Source organism: Bradyrhizobium nanningense (genome assembly GCF_004114535.1).
Lineage (GTDB): Bacteria > Pseudomonadota > Alphaproteobacteria > Rhizobiales > Xanthobacteraceae > Bradyrhizobium > Bradyrhizobium nanningense.
The window spans coordinates 414,595-432,846 of record NZ_LBJC01000007.1 but is presented as its reverse complement, the minus strand read 5'-3'; the positions used below and the strand labels follow the sequence as shown (position 1 = coordinate 432,846).

The following is an 18,252-nucleotide window of genomic DNA, read 5'->3' as shown; positions in this document are numbered from 1 at the left end:
ATTTGTGTCCGAATCCGCTTTCGCTGACGCATTCACCAGTAGGTTGCCCAACAGGGGGGCCTCATGCGGTCCGAAGATTCCGAAGAATCCGGCCCGGGTGCTATCCGCTACACGGCGGCACAGATCCGGGCGGCGCTCGATGGGTTGAGTGACGACGACCACCGTCGGTTGACGATGGTCGCGCGTCACTTCGCGCCCCGCACGAACATGTCGGAAGACGATCTGAGGCAGGAAGCCTTCTTGAGGGTCTTGTCGAGCCGAACCTGTAAGGTCGGGGTCGGCATAGTGGAGTTCCTTGCCGGCACCATCCGCAGCGTCGCGTCTGAAACGCCCAGGGCCCGCAAAAGGGCACGGGAGAATGCCGGGCTGGAGCTCGTCTACATACCGGAGTACGGCGCCGGCGAGGTCCAAGAGCCGGAAGATCAGAACACGCCGTCTCCGGAAGATCAGGCTTTGGCCCGGACCATGTATACGAAAGAGGTCGAAAGAGCAGGGCAGCTGGTGTCCGGGGACTACGAACTCGAACTTTTGGTCGAGGCGTTGGCCGACGGCCAGCGCGGAAAAGAACTTGAAGTCGTGCTCGGCACCGACACCAAGGGGTTGGCTGCCGCCCGAAAACGATGGATTCGTAAATTGCAGGTAAGTTTCCCCGACGGCGTACCGCTTTGAGGACACGGCCATGAGCGAAAAAGAGCGCGTCGATCGGCTCGACGAGGCCATCATCGAGGAAATTCTGGGGTTGAGCGACTCGGAAGCGGCCGGGCTCGTCGGCAAGGACGACGTCGCTGCATCCCGTAAAGACCTACTTCGAGCGAAAGGGATGGTCGGAAAACTGCGCTTGGCCCGTGCGAAGACCGATGTCGCGCTCCATGTCGCCGGCGCCGCTACGGCCCGCAGCGGGATGAGGGCCGACGGCCAACGGGTGCTATCTTTGCGAAAATCGGATCCCGTCCTGGACAAGAAGATGACTTTAGCCGCTAGGAGCGGAAGGGCGAACGCGGAGGCGGATGCCGCCAGCCTGGACGAGGACCTCGCGGAACTCGACGCGTGGGAAGCGGAGGATCGAGACCAGTCGTGAGCCGTCGCCTCACTCTGCCGGAGCTGCTTCTACAGGATTTCGGGATAGATCGCCCCGAAGAGATCGATTTGCAGGCCATCGCTTGGGAATTGGGCGCTCGGATCAAGGTTCGCGAATTGCACTCTTGCGAAGCGAGGATCGTCGGACGGGACGATCGGGCGATCATCACTGTCGACGCCAAGGCGTCGCCCCGACGAAAGCGATTTTCGATCGCACATGAACTGGGGCATTGGCATCATCATCGAGGACGCTGCCTCATCTGCCGGTCGGACGACATCGGTAATCGAAAGCGTTCCGCGACCGATCCGGAGCGGGTAGCCGATGATTATGCATCGGACCTTCTGTTGCCGCGGTATCTGCTCGAGCCGATGCTCAGAGCCTTCCGACGACCCACACTCGAGGCCGTCAGGGAGACTGCCCAAGCTTTCGATGCAAGCCTGACCGCCACGGCGTTGAAGATCGCGGAGACGGATTTCTTTCCGATCATGCTGGTATCCCATTCGCAACAGGGGCGTGCCTGGTTCAGAAAGGCGCCGAGCGTGCCGGAACACTGGTTTCCGAAACAGGAATTGGACCACGAGAGCTATGCGTTTTCCGCCCTGTTCGGAAAACATGAGGACAAAGGCGGCCCTAGGCGCATCGGTGCCGATGCCTGGTTCGACCGGAGGGGAGCCGAAAACTTCGAGATCTATGAAGAGACCTTCCGTGTCGCGGCCGACCAGATCTGCACGATACTGTTCTTCAACGATACGAAGATGCTTCGCGACTGACTTCGCGGCTCCATGCGAGACGATCAGTCTGCCCCAGATCTCGCTTGTGCAGCTTGAGGGGCACGCAATGCGCGGGCGGAGGCATTCTGAACGCAGGAAATTCCTCAACGCGATCAATGGGTGAATGGAAGGGGAAAATTCAGAAGTGCCATTGATTTTATTAGTGTATTCATCGGATTTTGATTCCGCCATTCGGAGGTTCGATCCCTCCCGCCCCAGCCAATATTCAAGCTGACAATCACGTTCACGCGCCGCTCCGGCGATTGTGGCCGCTTCGGTCGTGCAGGCGGGGGCTCCCGCCTGGCCGCGAGGCTTATTCAGTCAGCTTGCGCCTGCCTCGAGGCAAAACCCCTTGACAGCGGCCGGAATACTTAACATGTTAAGTAAAATGCTGCCGCTCGCAAGCGGCTCGAACGAGGGAGTGAACCGTGATGTCCAAGCTTGCGGAAAACATCGCCAAGGCGGAACGCTACCTCGCCCGGTTCACGCAGCACGGGGTGCCCAATCGGATCGGCGGCGAAGACATTCCGGCCGCAGACGGTGCGGTCTTCGAAACGATCTCTCCGGTCGATCTGAAGCCGCTCGCCAAGGTGTCGCACGGAAAGGCGGCCGACATTGATCGGGCCGCAAAGGCCGCGCACGCGGCCTTTGCGCAATGGGCCGAGACATCCGGGGAGGCCCGGAAAGCGCTCTTGCACCGGGTTGCCGACGCCATCGTCGCCCGCGCCGAAGAAATCGCCTTCGTCGAATGCATGGATACCGGGCAGTCCCTCAAATTCATGGCCAAGGCGGCGCTGCGGGGAGCCGAGAATTTTCGCTTCTTTGCCGACCGCGCCCCCGAGGCGCGCGATGGCAAGTCGCTTCGGACGGATGGCCAGGTGAACATGACCACCCGCGTGCCGATCGGCCCGGTGGGCATCATCACGCCCTGGAATACGCCCTTCATGTTGTCGACGTGGAAGATCGCGCCGGCGCTCGCGGCCGGCTGCACCATCGTTCACAAGCCGGCCGAATTCTCGCCGCTGACTGCGCGTCTGCTGGTCGAGATCGCGGAAGAGGCCGGTCTGCCCAAAGGCGTCTGGAATCTCGTCAACGGTTTTGGCGAAGACGCCGGCAAGGCGCTGACCGAGCACCCGCTCGTCAAGGCGATCGGATTCGTCGGAGAAAGCCGCACCGGCTCGATGATCATGAAGCAGGGCGCCGATACGCTGAAGCGCGTTCATTTCGAACTGGGCGGCAAAAACCCGGTGATCGTGTTCGCGGATGCCGACCTCGATCGCGCCGCGGACGCAGCTTTGTTCATGATCTACTCTCTCAACGGTGAACGCTGCACCTCCTCCTCGCGTCTTCTCGTCGAGGCGAGCATCTACGACAAATTCACCGCGACGGTCGCCGAGAAGGCCGGCCGGATAAAAGTGGGGCATCCGCTCGATCCCGAGACCGTCATCGGACCGTTGATCCATCCGGTGCACGAGAAGAAGGTCCTCGATTACGTCGAGATCGGCAGATCGGAGGGCGCGACGATTGCCACCGGCGGCCGCAAGGTCGATGGTCCCGGCGGCGGCTGCTACGTCGCCCCGACGCTCTTTACCGGCGCCAACAACCAAATGCGCATCGCACAGGAGGAAATCTTCGGCCCCGTCCTGACGGCGATTCCATTCAAGGACGAGGCGGAGGCGCTCGCGCTCGCCAACGACGTTCAGTATGGCCTCACCGGCTATCTCTGGACTGCCGACGTCACGCGTGCCTTCCGCTTCACCGACCGGCTGCAAGCCGGAATGATCTGGGTCAATTCGGAGAATGTTCGCCACCTGCCGACGCCGTTTGGCGGCGTGAAGAGCTCGGGCATTGGACGCGACGGCGGGGATTGGTCGTTCGATTTCTATATGGAGACGAAGAACGTCGCGTTCGCCACCACCGCGCACAAGATCCAGAAATTGGGCGGCTAAGCGGTCCGCAGCAAACCAAGGAGGACATCATGGCATTGCCGACGCCCAACCTTTATCCGCCATTCAATATCGTGCGTCTCAGTCACGTCGAATTTGGCGTGAGCGACCTTGGCAAGTCCCGCGCGTTCTATGTCGACACGCTCGGTCTGCAGGTGACGGACGAAAGCCCCGATGCGATCTATCTTCGGGCGATGGAAGAGCGCGGCCACCATTGCATCGTGCTGAAGAAGTCCGACAAGATCGAGGCCCGCGATCTCGGCTTCAAGGTGTTCGGCGAACAGGACCTCGACAAAGCGGCCCAATTCTTCAAGAGCAAGGAATTGCCGGTCGAATGGGTGGAGCGTCCCTATCAGTCGCGCACGTTCCGCACCCGCGATCGGCACGGCATTCCGCTCGAGTTCTATTCGAAGATGGACCGGTTGCCGCCGATCCATCAGAAGTACGCCCTTTACAAGGGTGTGAAGCCGCTCCGTATCGACCACTTCAATTGCTTCTCGCCGAACGTCGACGAATCCGTCGCTTTCTACAACGAGATCGGCTTCCGCGTGACGGAGTACACGGAGGACGAGGAGACCGGACGCTTATGGGCAGCCTGGACCCACCGCAAAGGTGGCGTTCACGACTTGGCGTTCACCAATGGCCGCGGCCCGCGCCTGCACCACACGGCATTCTGGGTGCCGACCCCGCTCAACATCATCGATCTTCTCGACCTCATGGCGACTACCGGATGGGTTTCCAACATCGAACGTGGTCCGGGCCGCCACGGCATCTCGAATGCCTTCTTCCTTTATATCCTTGATCCGGATGGCCATCGGATCGAAATCTACTGCTCGGATTACCAGACGGTCGATCCCGATCTCGAGCCGATCAAATGGGATCTGAAGGACCCGCAGCGTCAGACGCTATGGGGGGCACCCGCGCCGAAATCCTGGTTCGAGCATGGCAGCCTGTTCGCCGGAATCCAGCCGCGCGACGCCGAACTGGCGGCCCAGCCGATCATCGCCCCCTGATCGGGTCGGGACACAGTCAACAAGGGAGGCCACGCATGTCTCGTCCGAGGTTCATCAGTTTCAACCGCAACGGTTCGCTCGGCTACGGCTTGTTGCTGGAAAGTGGCGTGGTCGATCTGTCCGGACGTCACGGCAAGCGCTGGCCCACCTTGCGCCAGGTGATCGAGGACGGCGCGCTGCTGTCGCTGGCCGAGGCGAGCGCCGCGCTAGCGCCGGATTTTCCGGTCGAAGACATCCGCTATGAGATTCCGGTGCCGGCACCGGAAAAGATCATCTGCGTCGGCGTCAACTTTCCCGACCGCAACGAGGAATACAAGGACGGGCAGGCGGCCCCCTCGAATCCTTCGCTCTTCATCCGCTTTCCGCGCTCGTTCACCGGCCATGAACAGGCTCTGCTGCGTCCCCCGGAGAGTCCGCAGCTTGATTACGAAGGCGAAATCGTCATCGTGATCGGCAAGGGCGGTCGCAGGATTGCGAAAGCCGAGGCGCTGGGCCACATCGCCGCGCTATCGCTCTGCAACGAGGGCACGATCCGCGATTGGGTCAGGCACGCCAAGTTCAACGTGACGCAGGGCAAGAACTTCGACGCGACCGGTTCGATGGGACCCTGGCTCATCCCCTATACCGACGAGAGCCAGCTTGCCGACATCAAACTGGAGACGCGCGTCAACGGCGAAGTCCGCCAGCAGGACCGCACCAGCCGGATGATCTTCTCCTTCCGCAAGATCATCAACTACATCTCGACGTTCACGACCTTGGTTCCCGGCGACGTCATCGTCACAGGCACGCCGACGGGAGCCGGCGCACGCTTCGATCCGCCGATCTGGCTGAAGCCCGGCGACGTCGTCGAGGTGGAAGCGGAGGGCATTGGCGTGCTCCGCAATACGGTTGCAGATGCATGATATTCGTCGGCCGCCAGGACCAGCGATGGGATCTTGATTGATCAGGCCGCTGATGCGGCGTGCACGCGGATTCGGCCGTTGTCGTCCACGGCGATCGGAATGGCATCGAGGGCGCAATTCAAGCCCAGTCCTTCGACGCCGGCGCCATCTTGAACGCGAAAGCCGGCGCTGTGATTGGTGCACCGAAGGACCATGCCGTCCGCGCTCAGCAAGTTGTCACCGCGATGATCGAGCGGCAGGTACTGGTGCGGACATGCATTGACATAGGCCGCGAGAGTGCCCGCTGACCTCACGATCAGGATCGGAAAATCCGACGGGCCGGCTTTGATCGATTTGAGGCTGCCTTCGCCAATGTCACTGGCGCTACACAGGATGGTTCCCTCGGCCGGCGCGCCGCGATAGCTCTTCCATGCGCCGGGTATTGCTGCCTCCCTCAAGATGCCTTGAGCACGCCGCGCTCAATCTGATCGGCCTCGATGCTCTCGAACAGGGCCTTGAAGTTGCCCTCGCCAAAGCCGTCATCTCCCTTCCTCTGGATGAACTCGAAGAAGATCGGGCCGATCACGGTCTTGGAGAAGACCTGAAGCAGGATGCGGGTCAGCCCGCCGTTGACGACGCCCTCGCCGTCGATGAGGATTCCGTGCTTGCGCATGCGATCGAGCGGCTCGGTGTGGCCCTTCACGCGGTCGAACGATTTGTCGTAGTAGATCGAGGGCGGGCCCGGCATGAACTCGAGCCCGCGATCGGCGATGGCATCGGTCGCTGCATAGATGTCGTCGGTGCCGACGGCGATGTGCTGGATGCCCTCGCCCTTGTACTGGCGCAGATATTCCTCGATCTGGCTCTTGTCGTCCGCGCTTTCGTTGATCGGGATTCGAATCTTGCCGCAGGGGGACGTTAGGGCGCGCGAGGTCAGGCCGGTCAGCTTGCCCGAAATGTCGAAGTAGCGGATCTCGCGAAAATTGAACGTCCGGCTGTAGAACTTGTACCAGGTGTCCATGTTGCCGCGCATGACATTGTGCGTGAGGTGATCGAGATAATAGAACCCCACGCCTTTCGGGGTCGGATCGGCCTCAACGGTCCAGTCATATTCGGCGGAATAGGGCGAGCCCTTCGCGCCATAGGTCTCGACCAGGTAAAGCAGGGATCCGCCGATGCCGACCACGGCCGGCACGTCGAGCGACTTGTCGTTGCCGGTATACTCGGTGCCGCCGAGCTGCAGGACGCGCTTCAGGGCGTGTTTGGCGTCAACGACGCGCCAAGCCATCGCCGGCGCGCAAGGTCCGTGTTCTCCGACGAAGCGCGCTGCATGGGAGTTCGGCTCCCGGTTCAGGACGTAATTGATCTTGCCCTGACGCCAAAGGGAGATGTCCTTGGTCTTGTGTCGGGCGACCTCCGTGTAGCCCATCTGCTCGAAGAGCCTGGCGAGCTTCTGCGGCTCCGGATGGGCGAACTCGACGAACTCGAAGCCATCGGTGCCGGCCGGATTGGCTGCCGAAATCGTGGCGGGTGGGGCATCGTGAGGGAAGGGACCCATGTCGAGCTCCTGGAATGGTATCTGATCTGACAGGAAATATACTGCCAGCCGACTGCACGATCTCCGCAAAATCCGCTCGACAAAGCCTGGTAGTGCGTGAAACATGCAGAGATCCGCATCTAGGCGCAAGGATCATGCATGGATCAGTTCGACGTCAAATTGCTGCAGGCGCTTCAATCCGATGGACGTCTGTCGAATTTCGAACTGGCTGACATCGTGGGTTTGTCGGCATCGCAATGCTCGCGCCGCCGCGCCGCGCTCGAAGATGCCGGCGCGATTGCGAGCTACCACGCTCATCTCGACCGTGAAGCGCTCGGACTCGGCATTGTCGTCTTCGTGCAGGTGACGCTTGCAACACACTCGCCGGACAATTCGAGGCGCTTCCTCAAGCTGATCGAGAGCCTGGAGGAGGTGCAGGAGGCGTATGCGCTCACAGGCGAAGCGGATTACCTCATCAAGGCGACGATCACCGACTTGAAGGCGCTCTCGCGGCTTCTCAACGAGGTGTTTCTGCCGCACGACAGCGTTGCGCATGTGCGCTCATCCATCGTTCTCGATCGCCTGAAGCAAACCTCGCAATTGCCCCTTGGGCACCTCATCCCTGCCGAGACGCGTGCTGCGGAAGGCTCCAGGTCGCGAAGGAAAGGTTCATCACCACGATCTAGACGATCCAGCTAGCTCAACGCTGCCGACAGCTTGTGCATCACCCGATCGAGCACTTTTGCCTCTTCGGCGGTCAGCACGCCGAGCAGCTCCGCCTCCCGTGCCAGCGCGAAAGGCACGATCTTGCGATAGAGGGCGCGGCCCGCCGGGGTCAGTGCGACGATCAGCTCGCGGCGATCGCCGGCATGATGCTTGCGGCTCGCGATGCCGCGCGATTCCAGTCCCTGGACGGCGCGGCTGACCTGCATCTTGTCCAGCGTCGTCAGCGGACCGATCTCCTTGGTCGCAATTTCCGGGCGTACACCGAGGATCGCAAGCACGCGCCATTCCTGCCGCGTCAGCGCAAAACGCTCGGAATAGACTTCGGCCACCGCCAGCGACACCTGCTCGGCCAGGCGAGCCAGCCGGTACGGAAAATATTGCTGCAGCTCGAGCTCGCCACCATCCTGCGCCGTGCCGCGCCCGGCCGTTTCCCGGTCTCGCGCTTCGCCCGAACGTCCCATCACGCCGTTTCCGCCCCACCCGTCCACATGGCAGATTCTTCCGAGCCACTTGATCCAGATCAAATCCAGAAAATAGTAACATCTGATACCAATTTCGCAACCGCAAATCCAGGGAGCGAAATCATGAAGATCGAGAAGATCCATCACGTCGCCTATCGCTGCGTCGACGCCAAGGCCACCGTCGAGTTCTACAAGAAGGTCATGAACATGGACCTTCTCGGCGCCATCGCCGAGGACCGGGTGCCGTCGACCAAGGCGCCGGATCCCTACATGCACATCTTCCTCGATGCCGGGAACGGCAACATCCTCGCCTTTTTCGAGCTGCCGAACTCGCCGCCGATGGGCCGCGATCCCAACACGCCGGACTGGACTCAGCACATCGCCTTTCAGGTCAAGGACCTCGCCGAACTCGAAGAGGCCAAGGCGCGCGCGGAGGCGGCCGGTCTCGACGTCGTCGGCGTCACAGACCACACCATCTTCAAGTCGATCTATTTCCGCGACCCCAGCGGCCATCGCCTGGAGATCGCGGCCTGGACCGCCACGCCCGAGCAGATCGATCGCATGAAGTCGGTTGCGCACGAGATGGTCGAGGAATGGTCGCGCACCAAGCGTCCGCCGCGCCACACCGCCTGGATGCACGAGAAGGAATTCGCGGACGCGCATTGATCCTTGGCCGTGCATCAGGAAGCGAACATGACGAGCTACATTTATCCGAAGTTCGGCTATCGGCGTTCCCAGGAGCAGGCCGAGGGAATCGTGAAGCGGCATCCGATCGTGGTGATCGGCGCAGGTCCCATCGGCCTGACCGCGGCGCTCGACTGCGCGGCACGCGGCCAGCCGGTCGTGGTGCTCGACGACAACGACACCGTCTCGATCGGCTCGCGCGCGGTCTGCTACGCCAAGCGTCCGCTCGAGATATGGGACCGCCTCGGTTGCGCGGCGCCCATGGTCGAGCGCGGCGTCAGCTGGAATGTCGGGAAGGTGTTCTTCCAGGACCAGCTGTCCTACCAGTTCGATCTCCTGCCCGAGGCCGATCACCAATGGCCGGCCATGATCAACCTGCAGCAATATCATCTGGAGGAAATGCTGGTCGCCCAGTGCAGGGCCAATCCGCTGATCGAGCTGCGCTGGAAGCACCGTCTCATCAGCCTCAAGCAGGCCGCCGATTATGCGACGCTCGCGGTGGAAACGCCGGACGGCATCTTCACCATGGAGGCGCAATGGGTGATCGCATGTGACGGAGCCAACTCCGATGTGCGCAAGATGGTGGGCGCCGAGTTCACCGGACAGTTCTTCCAGGACCGCTTCCTGATCGCCGACGTCGCCATGAAGGCGGATTTCCCGACCGAGCGCTGGTTCTGGTTCGATCCGCCGTTCCATCCCGGCCAGTCCGTTCTGCTGCACCGGCAGGCGGACAATATCTGGCGGATCGACTTCCAGCTCGGCTGGGAGGCCAATCCGGAGGAGGAAAAGCGGCCCGAGCGGGTGATCCCGCGCATCCGCGCCATGCTCGGCGAGGACACCGAGTTCGTGCTCGAATGGGTCTCGATCTATCAGTTTGCCTGCCGGCGCATCGATAATTTCCGGCAAGGTAGGGTGCTGTTCGCCGGCGACGCCGCGCATCAGGTCTCCCCGTTCGGCGCACGCGGCGCCAATACCGGCGTCCAGGACATCGACAATCTCGCCTGGAAGCTCGCGATGGTGCTGCGCGGCGAGGCCTCGGAAGCCCTCCTCGACAGCTATCACGAGGAGCGTGCCTATGCCGCGGACGATAACATCCTGAACTCGACGCGGGCCACCGACTTCATCACCCCGAAGACGAAACCGAGCCGTTATTTCCGTGACGCCGTGCTGGAGCTCGCCCGGCATCACGGCTTTGCGCGACCGCTGGTCAACAGCGGCCGGCTCTCGACCCCGACCCCTTATGTGACGTCGGCGCTCAACACCCCCGACCACGACGCAGTGCCGGGCGGCATGCGCCCCGGCACGAATGCGGCGGATGCGCCGATTGCGGTGGATGGCAAGCCCGCCTGGTTCCTGCATTGTCTCGGCGACGGCTTCACGGTCGTGGCCTTCGGCAACGTGAGTGACAAGATCGAGATCGCGGTGGGGCCGTTCGCGGCAAAACTCATTCTCGTCGGCCGCGACATCGAGGATCCCAAAGGTCTCCTTGCGCAGCGCTACGGCGCTTCGCCCGGGACCACCTATTTGTTCCGCCCCGATCAATATGTCGCGGCGCGCTGGAGCGGATTCGACGAGGCCAAGATCACCGAGGCGATGCTGCGCGCCTCGGGCCATGACATCGCCGACCGGACGGAGCTTGCGGCATGATGCTCAATTTGTCACCGAACATCGCCGATCCCGACGACTTCTACGCCGAGTTGATCAACAGCCAGCGCGATCTCGACGAGGAGCAGGCGCTGCGCATGAATGCCCGGCTGATCCTGTTGCTCGCCAATCACATCGGCGACCGCAAGGTGCTGACGGAGGCCATCGGCTGCGCCCGCAGGGGCGGCGGCTAGGTCACGGGAATTCCGCCTCGCGAGAGAGGAGGTCGCACGAAGGCCGCCGGCAGCGCCGGCGGCAGGTCCTTTTTGCGCGATCTCGCCGGCTGAATTCGGCGCCGAGGGTCAGTCGCGCCGAAAAGCCATCGGGGCAGAAGCCGCTTTCTTGACTTGGCTCAAGGTAAACTCGGTGAAGTTCGACACTTTCTTAGGCCCCACACCAAGGCCGGAGGAAGCACCATGCTAGGTCGAACCATTGCTGCAGCGTTGCTGGTCGTCACCCTGGGCCAGCCGGCTTGGGCTCAATCGCCGGCGGACCACCAGGGCCATCATCCCGGACAGGAGCAGGAGCAGGCGCCGGCGTCGCCGCAGTCGAATTCTCCTGCAAGCCCATCCGCCGAGCGGCAGAGTCCGATGCGCGGTGGAGATATGATGGGAATGATGGGGCGCGGAATGATGGGACAAGGAATGAAGGGGCAAGGCGGGGCAGGCGGTGACGCCATGGAGCCGCCGGTCGTCTTCCGCATCATCTTCGCGCTGATGGATGCCGATGGTGACGGCACCGTCTCCTTGCCCGAGTTTCAAGTCGCTCACGAACGAATCTTCAAGGCGATGGATCGCGACAAGGACGGGAAACTCACTTTCGAAGAGATGATGACGTTCATGCACAAGAGCAAGAGCTCCCTCCCGCAGAAATAGCGAGCGGAAACCGAAGGGCGGGCGCGCCAAGCCATGTCGTTTGATCGGGTCTTGCGATGGGCTTTGGTTGCGATCGCAATCGCTGGATTGAGCGCGGGTATTGTCGCGCGAGCCGCAGGCCGGCCTGACCTGGCCGATGTCGCCTGGGCGCTCGGCACGGGGCCCGTCATTGCAGGATTGGCGGTCTCGATCGTCCAGGATCTGCTGAGAGGCCGTGTCGGAGTGGACGCGATCGCATTGCTGTCGATGAGCGCGGCGTTGGCGCTCGGACAGCCGCTCGCCGGGGCTGTGGTCGCGCTGATGTATTCCGGTGGCAACATCCTGGAGGAGATCGCGGTCGCACGGGCGGAGCATGATCTTCGATCCCTGGTTGATCGGGCGCCGCGGCAGGTCCACCGCAAATCCAGTGAGCGGATCGAGGACATTCCGATCGAGGAAGTCGGCATCGGCGAAGAGCTTCTGGTGCATGCCGGCGAGATCGTGCCGGTCGACGGTGTCGTTGCGTCGGCCTTCGCCACGATCGACGAGTCCGCGGTCACCGGCGAACCGATTCCGGCGGAGAAGACGCGCGGAAGCGCGGTTCTTTCTGGTTCTCTGAACGCCGGTGAGACCTTCCAGGTGACCGTGACCGCGCCGGCCAGCGAGAGTACCTACGCGGGCATCGTGCGCATGGTGACTGCGGCGCAAACAGCGAGAGCTCCCTTTGTGCGGTTGGCAGACCGGTATGCGCTGATCTTTCTGCCGGTGACACTCGTTATCTCCTATGTGGCATGGCATATCTCCGGTGACGTGACCCGCAGCCTTGCCGTGCTGGTGGCGGCAACGCCGTGTCCCCTGATTCTGGCCGCGCCCGTCGCCTTCATCGCCGGGGTGGCGCAAGCGGCCCGCCGCGGCATCCTGGTCAAAGGCGGGAGGGCGCTGGAGGCGTTGGCCCGTGCGCACACCGTGCTGTTCGACAAGACCGGTACTCTGACCGTGGGCGGGGCGCGGTTGCTGTCCGTAGAAGTTGCGCCGGGCGAGAATCCGGATGAGGTCCTCACGCTCGGGGCGTCCCTCGAGCAGGCTTCGCATCACGTGCTTGCGAAGGCTGTCGTCGCTGCGGCTCTCGCCCAAGGGCTCAAGCTGAAGCCGCCGGAACATGTCAAGGAGACCATGGGGGCCGGCCTCAGCGGCCAGATCGACGGACGCCGAGTTATCGCGGGCTCGCCAGAGATGCTTGTCTCGCGCGCCGAGCTCTCGCCATGGGAGTTGCGGGCGATTCGACGCGCCTCGTGGCGCTCGGCGCTGATCGTCTTTGTCGCGGTGGACGGCCGTCTCGTCGGCGCGTTGCTGCTGGCAGATGAATTGCGAGCCGATACGCCGCGGGCGATCCGGCTGCTGCGCGATGCCGGCATCGCGCGGATGGTGATGGTGACGGGTGATCGCGCCGCAGCTGCTCAGGCTGTTGGAGCGGCGCTCGATCTCGATGCGGTGCTGGCCGATCGCGTTCCCTCGGACAAAGTCGAAGCGGTGCGTAGCGAACAGCGGCTGCATCCGACCATCATGGTCGGCGACGGCATCAATGACGCCCCGGCGCTGGCCGTGGCTGACACCGGGGTCGCGCTCGGCGCGCGCGGTGCAAGCGCCTCCTCCGAGGCGGCGGATGTGGTGATTCTCACGGATCGGCTGGATCGGGTCGGCGAAGCGATCGTCATTGCGCAACGCGCGCGGCGCATTGCGCTGCAAAGCATCTTTGTCGGGATGGGATTGTCATTAGCGACGATGGTCGCCGCCAGTCTCGGCTGGCTCGATCCCGTCCCCGCCGCGATCGTTCAGGAGGTGATCGATGTTGCCGTCATTCTGAACGCGCTGCGAGCCCTCAATCCGCCCCTCGTCAGGAGTGGTCCGCGCCTCACCGCGGAGCAGGGGTTGACGCTGCATCACGATCATCAGGCGCTGCTCGAGGACCTAGACCGCTTGCGCCAGATCGTCGACGCGTTGGACGATGCGGTGCCCGAATCCGTTGCTGGTTTGATTGGTGAGGCCCACCGACTGGTCCAGAGTAGCGTCGTGATGCACGAACGCGAGGATGAAGACAGCGTCTATCCGAAGCTCACGGAAGTGCTGCGCGACCGCCACGGGCTCGCTGCGATGAGCCGTGCGCATCGCGAGATATTGCATCTTGCGCGGCTACTCGCCCGGATCGCGGAGGATCTGCCGTCAGAGAAGATCGACCGCTACCTCATTCGAGATGCCCAGCGCGTGATCGAGGCGATCGAAACGCTGGTGCGCATGCACACGGCTCAGGAGGAGGATATCTACGAGGCCGTCGCTGCATAGGCGATAGCCGGGCGTAGGCCGAGGAACTTGGCTCCGCAGCGATGGCGGCGGCAGCCGTCGCCACGAGATCTCAATGTTCCGGCGGTCGTCAGCCGGCATGATCAAAATACGCACCGTATTGAGCAAGCGCGCGCACGATCTTGATGGCTCCTTGATCGCGGCCGGTCCCAGTCTTCATCTTGGCCGCGCCGTCGATGATTTGCTCGAGGACAAGGTGGAGTTGCTGGTCGGCCTGTTCGGGCAGCTTGCAGTTTCCCACCACGTCATCGACCCGCGCCTGGATTCGCGTCGCCAGAGCCTCGTATTGCGCAGGCGTGAACACATTGCTGTGAATGGGGGCCAGCGATTGTCTCATCGCGAGACTGATGTCATCCATGCCTCGGCGCAAGACGTCATCCGTCGGCCATTTCTTGCCATGGTCTAACCGGAGCTGGACTGCGGCCGCTGGTTTGTCATGCGCGTGCGGACCCGCGGCGAGAGCGGGCGGCCCCATGGCGACGCCGAGTGCGAGGACTGCCAATATGAGCGACTTGTTTGTGATGATCACGGGACTTCCTCCGAAAAATCTCCTTGCTTTCAGGTGGAAGATCGCGACGGGCGGGAGTTTGTGCTGGAGCAAAGTCTCGAGCGGAATGAGCTGCGGCCCCGCGACGCAGGATGCGTCGGGAGTCAACCATCAGACCGTCGTCAGCATTTGGCTGAATGGGAATACCCACGCTCCGATGCGATGATGAAAGTCGCATGTGCATTTCCGCTCCCCAGCTTGCCCTGGCAGCCTTTCCCTGTAATCTGCAACAAACAACAGGGAAGGGATCGATGGCAGGAGTCTTGGAGGGCGTGCGTGTGCTCGATTTCGGGCGCTATATCGCTGGGCCCTATTGCGCGACGCTGCTGGCCGAATTCGGCGCCGAGGTTATTCGCATCGAGAAGCGCGAGGGCAGCGAGGATCGCTTCGTGGCGCCGGTCGGCGAAAACGGCGAAGGCGCGCTGTTTCTCCAGGTCAACCGCAACAAGAAGTGCGTCACGCTCGACCCGATGAAGCCTGAAGGGCAGGAGGTGATGCGCCGCCTGATCGCGACCGCGGACGTCGTCGTCGCCAATCTGCCGCCGCAGACCTTGCGCGCGATGAAGCTCGACTACGAATCCTTGAAGGCGATCAAGCCCGACATCATCCTGACCACGGCGACCGCGTTCGGCGGGCCGGGGCCCTGGTCCGACCGCGTCGGCTTCGACGCTGTCGGGCAGGTCATGTCGGGATCGGTGTACATGACGGGCGCTGGCGATCCGCCGTATCGCGCCGCGGTGAACTGGGTCGATTTCGGCACCGCGCTGCATTGCGCGTTCGGCACGCTCGCAGCCCTGATCGAGCGCGGCAAATCCGGACGCGGGCAGGTCGTCGAGGGCGCGCTGCTCGCAACCGCCTTGTCCTTCACCAACGCCACGTTGATCGAGCAGGCAATCATCAAAGTCAATCGCGTGCCGACAGGCAATCTCGGCCAGACCGCGGCTCCCGCCGACATCTACCGCACCAAAGACGGCTGGGTGCTGTGTCAGGTCACCGGACATCCGCTGTTCAAGCGCTGGGCGCGGCTGATGGGCGAGGAGGAGGTGTGGCTGAAAGATCCGCGCTTTGCCGACGATATCAGCCGCGGCAACAACGGCGCCGTCATCAGCGAGCGGATGGCGCGCTGGTGCGCCGAGCGCACCACGCAGGAGGCGGTCGATACGCTCGGCCAGGCGATGATTCCGACCGGGCCCGTGCTCTCACCGCAACAGGCGCTGGATCATCCGCACATCCGTGCCGCCGGCTTCATGCAGGATGTCGACTATCCCGGCCTGCCGAAGCCCGCGCCGGTGACACGGGCCGCGGTCCGGCTGTCCGAGACGCCGGGCGAAATCGCGCACCGTGCGCCGACGCTCGGCGAGCATACCAATCTTGTCCTCGCCGAGCTCGGTTATGACGAAGCAGAGATCGCGGCGCTTCGGCGAGGCGGCATCGTCTAGCGTCACAGCAACTGCTTCAGCGCCAGCGCATCGGCCGGTGCCGCGCTCTTCTGGTCGTTGTCGAAATAGACGTAGACGTCGCAGCCCTGCCGCTTCCAGGATTTGATGCGCTTGGCCCATTGCGCCAGCGCGGCCTTGGTGTAGTGCCCGTGATAGCGTCCGCTCGGGCCGTGCCCGCGCACATAGACGAAATCCGCCGTGCGCTTCCATGGCGCCGGCGCATCGTGATGGTCGGACAGGCAGAGCGAGATGTTCTCGTCCGCCAGCATGCGCAGGATGCGCGGCTGATACCAGCTCGGATGACGGAATTCGAAACTGTAACGCCGTTTCCGCGACAGCAGCTTGAAGAAGGATGCGAGGCGGTCGGCGTTCGCCTCGAATTGCGGCGGCAACTGGAACAGGATCGGCCCGGCCTTGCCGCCGAGCCTGGAGATGCGGTCCTCCAGCAGTTCGAGGCTGTTGATGGAGCGCTCCGACAGGCGCTTCCAGTGCGTGATGAATTTCGACGCCTTCCAGGCGAAGACGAAGTCGCGGCCGGTCTGCTCGCGCCAGCCCGTCACCGCTTCGGGCGTCGGCGTGCGATAGAACACGCCGTTCAGCTCCGTGGTGTCGAACTGTTCTGCGTAGTAGCTGAGCTGCTGCTTCAGCGTCACGCCTTCAGGGAAGAACGGGCCGCGCCAGGAATCGTAATGCCAGCCCGAAGTTCCGACCAGAACGCGCGCCATTGTCTTCGTGCCCTCCGTTGCCTTTGCCGGAGGGGAACGTCCAGGCGGTCGATACGTTGCTGGTGAAATCGCCAACGCAAGGACAGGAACCGATGTACGCGCTGTTCGAAGGGAGCAAGCAGATCGGCGATCCCTTTCCGACCGAGAAAGAGGTGTGGGAAGCCGCCTTGATCGAGGGACTCGTGACCGACGTTCCGGTCGCGGACGAGGAGGGCGGCCGGCTGCTGCCGGCCGGATATCACGTCGCACGCGTCGAGGAGACGTTCGAGCCGAAGCGGGACTGGAAGCTGCCGCGCGAGATCTCGTGAGCTAGTTCGACGCCAGCGCCGCCTTGGCAACTTCGGCCATCCAGCTCGACGCTACGGGTAAGATCGCGTCGTTGAAATCGTAGCGCGGGCCGTGCAGCTCGGCGCCGTCGCGCAATTCGCCGTTGCCGATCCAGACGAAGGCGCCCGGCCGCTGCTGCAGGTAATGGGCAAAATCCTCGCCGGCCATGCTGGGCGCGAGGTCGCGCCGCACGGGCGCTTGCACCTTCTCGGCAGCGATGCGCGCCAGGTCCGCCTCAAGGGGCGTGTTGACCACCACACCCACACCCCAGACGATCTCGGGCGTCACCTTGACGCCGAAGCTGGTCGCAATGCCGGCGCAGGTCCGTTCGATGCCGTCGAGGATGGTGTCCTTGACCGCCTCGCGGTGGTAGCGCAGCGTGCCGCGGATGGTGACGCGGCCGGCGATCTGGTTCGGCGCGGTGCCGCCTTCGATGGTGCAGAGCGAGAGCACGGCGGTGTCGAGCGGATCGACGCCGCGCGCCACGACCGATTGCAGCGCCACGATCAGATGGCCGGCCGCCACCACCGGATCGCGCGTCAGATGCGGCATGCCGGCGTGGCCCGCATGGCCCTCGATGCTGATGGTGATGCGCCCGCCGGAGGCCATGACGACGCCGTCATGCACGGCAATGGTGCCGGCGGCAAGGCCCGGCCAATTGTGAAAGCCGAACACACGTTCCATCGGAAAGCGGTCGAACAGCCCGGCCGCGACCATCGCGCGCGAGCCGCCAAAGCCTTCCTCGGCCGGCTGGAAGATGAAGTCGACCGCGCCGCTCCAGCTGGTATCGGCGGCGAGCAGCGCGGCGGCGCCGAGCAGCGAAGTGGTGTGTCCGTCATGGCCGCAGGCGTGCATCACGCCTGATATCTTGGACGCATAGGGCAGGCCGGTGTCCTCGGTGATTGGCAGCGCATCCATGTCGGCACGCACGCCGACCCGCCTTTGCGCATGTCCGCGCGTCAAGGTCGCGACGATGCCATGGCCGCCGATGCCGGCCTCGAATGGAATGCCGAGCTCGGTGAGCCTGTCCTGCACGAAGGCGGCGGTGGCTTTTTCCTGGAGCGACAGCTCCGGGTGGGCATGAAGGTGCCGGCGCCATTCGGTCAGTTTCTGCTGCAGCTCGGGTGTCAAGGCGGGTGTCTCTCGCAAGGTGTCGGTTGTCGCCACCATAACGGATTATCCGCCGCATGCATCAAGCGTTGGGGAATGGCTCGCGTGCACAATGTCCTTTTTCGCCGTCGTCAGCACTGTGCGAGCTCTCT

Annotated in this window: 20 protein-coding genes; 14 read left to right on the top strand and 6 right to left on the bottom strand. The window is 63.2% G+C overall.

What is annotated here, in order from left to right; all coding sequences use genetic code 11:
* Positions 1 to 63: 63 nt before the first annotated feature.
* The 6 genes from XH84_RS05925 (at position 64) to XH84_RS05900 (ending at position 5,709) form a co-directional block, all read left to right on the top strand.
* A complete protein-coding gene (locus tag XH84_RS05925) occupies positions 64 to 669 on the top strand; it encodes a hypothetical protein (protein ID WP_128948019.1) in 606 nt (201 codons plus the stop codon).
* A gap of 10 nt (positions 670 to 679) precedes the next feature.
* Positions 680 to 1,078, top strand: a complete 399-nt coding sequence (locus XH84_RS05920; protein WP_128948018.1) for a hypothetical protein — start codon at positions 680 to 682, stop codon at positions 1,076 to 1,078.
* The gene (locus XH84_RS05915; protein WP_128948017.1) at positions 1,075 to 1,848 is read left to right on the top strand and encodes an ImmA/IrrE family metallo-endopeptidase; all 774 of its coding nucleotides are present in this window, start codon (positions 1,075 to 1,077) and stop codon (positions 1,846 to 1,848) included. Before XH84_RS05920 ends, XH84_RS05915 begins: the two co-directional genes overlap by 4 nt.
* A 431-nt stretch (positions 1,849 to 2,279) precedes the next feature.
* A complete protein-coding gene (gene hpaE, locus XH84_RS05910; RefSeq protein WP_128916805.1) occupies positions 2,280 to 3,797 on the top strand; it encodes a 5-carboxymethyl-2-hydroxymuconate semialdehyde dehydrogenase in 1,518 nt (505 codons plus the stop codon).
* A gap of 29 nt (positions 3,798 to 3,826) precedes the next feature.
* Entirely contained in the window at positions 3,827 to 4,807 is a 981-nt protein-coding gene (hpaD, locus tag XH84_RS05905) for a 3,4-dihydroxyphenylacetate 2,3-dioxygenase (protein WP_128916806.1), read from the top strand.
* A 35-nt stretch (positions 4,808 to 4,842) separates the two neighbouring features.
* A complete protein-coding gene (locus XH84_RS05900; protein ID WP_128916807.1) occupies positions 4,843 to 5,709 on the top strand; it encodes a fumarylacetoacetate hydrolase family protein in 867 nt (288 codons plus the stop codon).
* Positions 5,710 to 5,750: 41 nt separating this feature from the next.
* Here the strand turns inward: XH84_RS05900 and XH84_RS05895 are convergent, their stop codons facing one another.
* Positions 5,751 to 6,146, bottom strand: a complete 396-nt coding sequence (locus XH84_RS05895) for a Rieske (2Fe-2S) protein (RefSeq protein WP_206734069.1) — start codon at positions 6,144 to 6,146, stop codon at positions 5,751 to 5,753.
* On the bottom strand, positions 6,143 to 7,246 hold the full coding sequence (hppD, locus tag XH84_RS05890; RefSeq protein ID WP_128916808.1) for a 4-hydroxyphenylpyruvate dioxygenase: 1,104 nt from the start codon (positions 7,244 to 7,246) through the stop codon (positions 6,143 to 6,145). Before hppD ends, XH84_RS05895 begins: the two co-directional genes overlap by 4 nt.
* 138 nt (positions 7,247 to 7,384) lie before the next feature.
* On the opposite strand from hppD, the gene XH84_RS05885 reads away from it, so the two are divergent.
* Entirely contained in the window at positions 7,385 to 7,924 is a 540-nt protein-coding gene (locus XH84_RS05885) for an Lrp/AsnC family transcriptional regulator (protein WP_128916809.1), read from the top strand.
* Here the strand turns inward: XH84_RS05885 and XH84_RS05880 are convergent.
* Positions 7,921 to 8,412 (bottom strand): MarR family winged helix-turn-helix transcriptional regulator, encoded by a 492-nt coding sequence (locus XH84_RS05880; protein WP_164935941.1) that lies wholly within the window; start codon positions 8,410 to 8,412, stop codon positions 7,921 to 7,923. The two genes, XH84_RS05885 and XH84_RS05880, sit on opposite strands and share 4 nt — an antisense overlap.
* Positions 8,413 to 8,535: 123 nt before the next feature.
* Here XH84_RS05880 and XH84_RS05875 point away from each other — a divergent pair, with 123 nt between their 5' ends.
* The 5 genes from XH84_RS05875 to XH84_RS05855 all read left to right on the top strand — a co-directional run bounded on the left by XH84_RS05875 (position 8,536) and on the right by XH84_RS05855 (position 13,934).
* Positions 8,536 to 9,078 (top strand): VOC family protein, encoded by a 543-nt coding sequence (locus XH84_RS05875; protein WP_057195783.1) that lies wholly within the window; start codon positions 8,536 to 8,538, stop codon positions 9,076 to 9,078.
* Positions 9,079 to 9,105: 27 nt separating this feature from the next.
* Positions 9,106 to 10,743, top strand: a complete 1,638-nt coding sequence (locus XH84_RS05870; RefSeq protein ID WP_128916810.1) for an FAD-dependent oxidoreductase — start codon at positions 9,106 to 9,108, stop codon at positions 10,741 to 10,743.
* Positions 10,740 to 10,934, top strand: coding sequence for a DUF2783 domain-containing protein (locus XH84_RS05865; protein WP_100179269.1), 195 nt, complete (start codon positions 10,740 to 10,742; stop codon positions 10,932 to 10,934). Before XH84_RS05870 ends, XH84_RS05865 begins: the two co-directional genes overlap by 4 nt.
* A 222-nt stretch (positions 10,935 to 11,156) precedes the next feature.
* Positions 11,157 to 11,615: an EF-hand domain-containing protein gene (locus tag XH84_RS05860; protein WP_128917166.1), complete on the top strand. Its 459-nt coding sequence runs from the start codon at positions 11,157 to 11,159 to the stop codon at positions 11,613 to 11,615.
* A gap of 33 nt (positions 11,616 to 11,648) precedes the next feature.
* The gene (locus tag XH84_RS05855) at positions 11,649 to 13,934 is read left to right on the top strand and encodes a heavy metal translocating P-type ATPase (protein WP_128916811.1); all 2,286 of its coding nucleotides are present in this window, start codon (positions 11,649 to 11,651) and stop codon (positions 13,932 to 13,934) included.
* 88 nt (positions 13,935 to 14,022) lie between these two features.
* Here the strand turns inward: XH84_RS05855 and XH84_RS05850 are convergent, their stop codons facing one another.
* Positions 14,023 to 14,481 (bottom strand): hypothetical protein, encoded by a 459-nt coding sequence (locus XH84_RS05850; protein ID WP_245471606.1) that lies wholly within the window; start codon positions 14,479 to 14,481, stop codon positions 14,023 to 14,025.
* Between the two features lie 269 nt (positions 14,482 to 14,750).
* Between XH84_RS05850 and XH84_RS05845 the strand changes: the two genes are divergently transcribed.
* The gene (locus XH84_RS05845; RefSeq protein WP_128916812.1) at positions 14,751 to 15,938 is read left to right on the top strand and encodes a CaiB/BaiF CoA transferase family protein; all 1,188 of its coding nucleotides are present in this window, start codon (positions 14,751 to 14,753) and stop codon (positions 15,936 to 15,938) included.
* A 2-nt stretch (positions 15,939 to 15,940) separates the two neighbouring features.
* On the opposite strand, the gene XH84_RS05840 is transcribed toward XH84_RS05845, so the two are convergent.
* Entirely contained in the window at positions 15,941 to 16,663 is a 723-nt protein-coding gene (locus XH84_RS05840; RefSeq protein WP_128916813.1) for a DUF72 domain-containing protein, read from the bottom strand.
* 92 nt (positions 16,664 to 16,755) lie between these two features.
* On the opposite strand from XH84_RS05840, the gene XH84_RS05835 reads away from it, so the two are divergent.
* Positions 16,756 to 16,971: a hypothetical protein gene (locus XH84_RS05835; RefSeq protein WP_128916814.1), complete on the top strand. Its 216-nt coding sequence runs from the start codon at positions 16,756 to 16,758 to the stop codon at positions 16,969 to 16,971.
* Between the two features lies 1 nt (position 16,972).
* Here the strand turns inward: XH84_RS05835 and XH84_RS05830 are convergent, their stop codons facing one another.
* Positions 16,973 to 18,121, bottom strand: coding sequence for an amidohydrolase (locus XH84_RS05830; RefSeq protein WP_164935942.1), 1,149 nt, complete (start codon positions 18,119 to 18,121; stop codon positions 16,973 to 16,975).
* Positions 18,122 to 18,252: the final 131 nt, after the last annotated feature.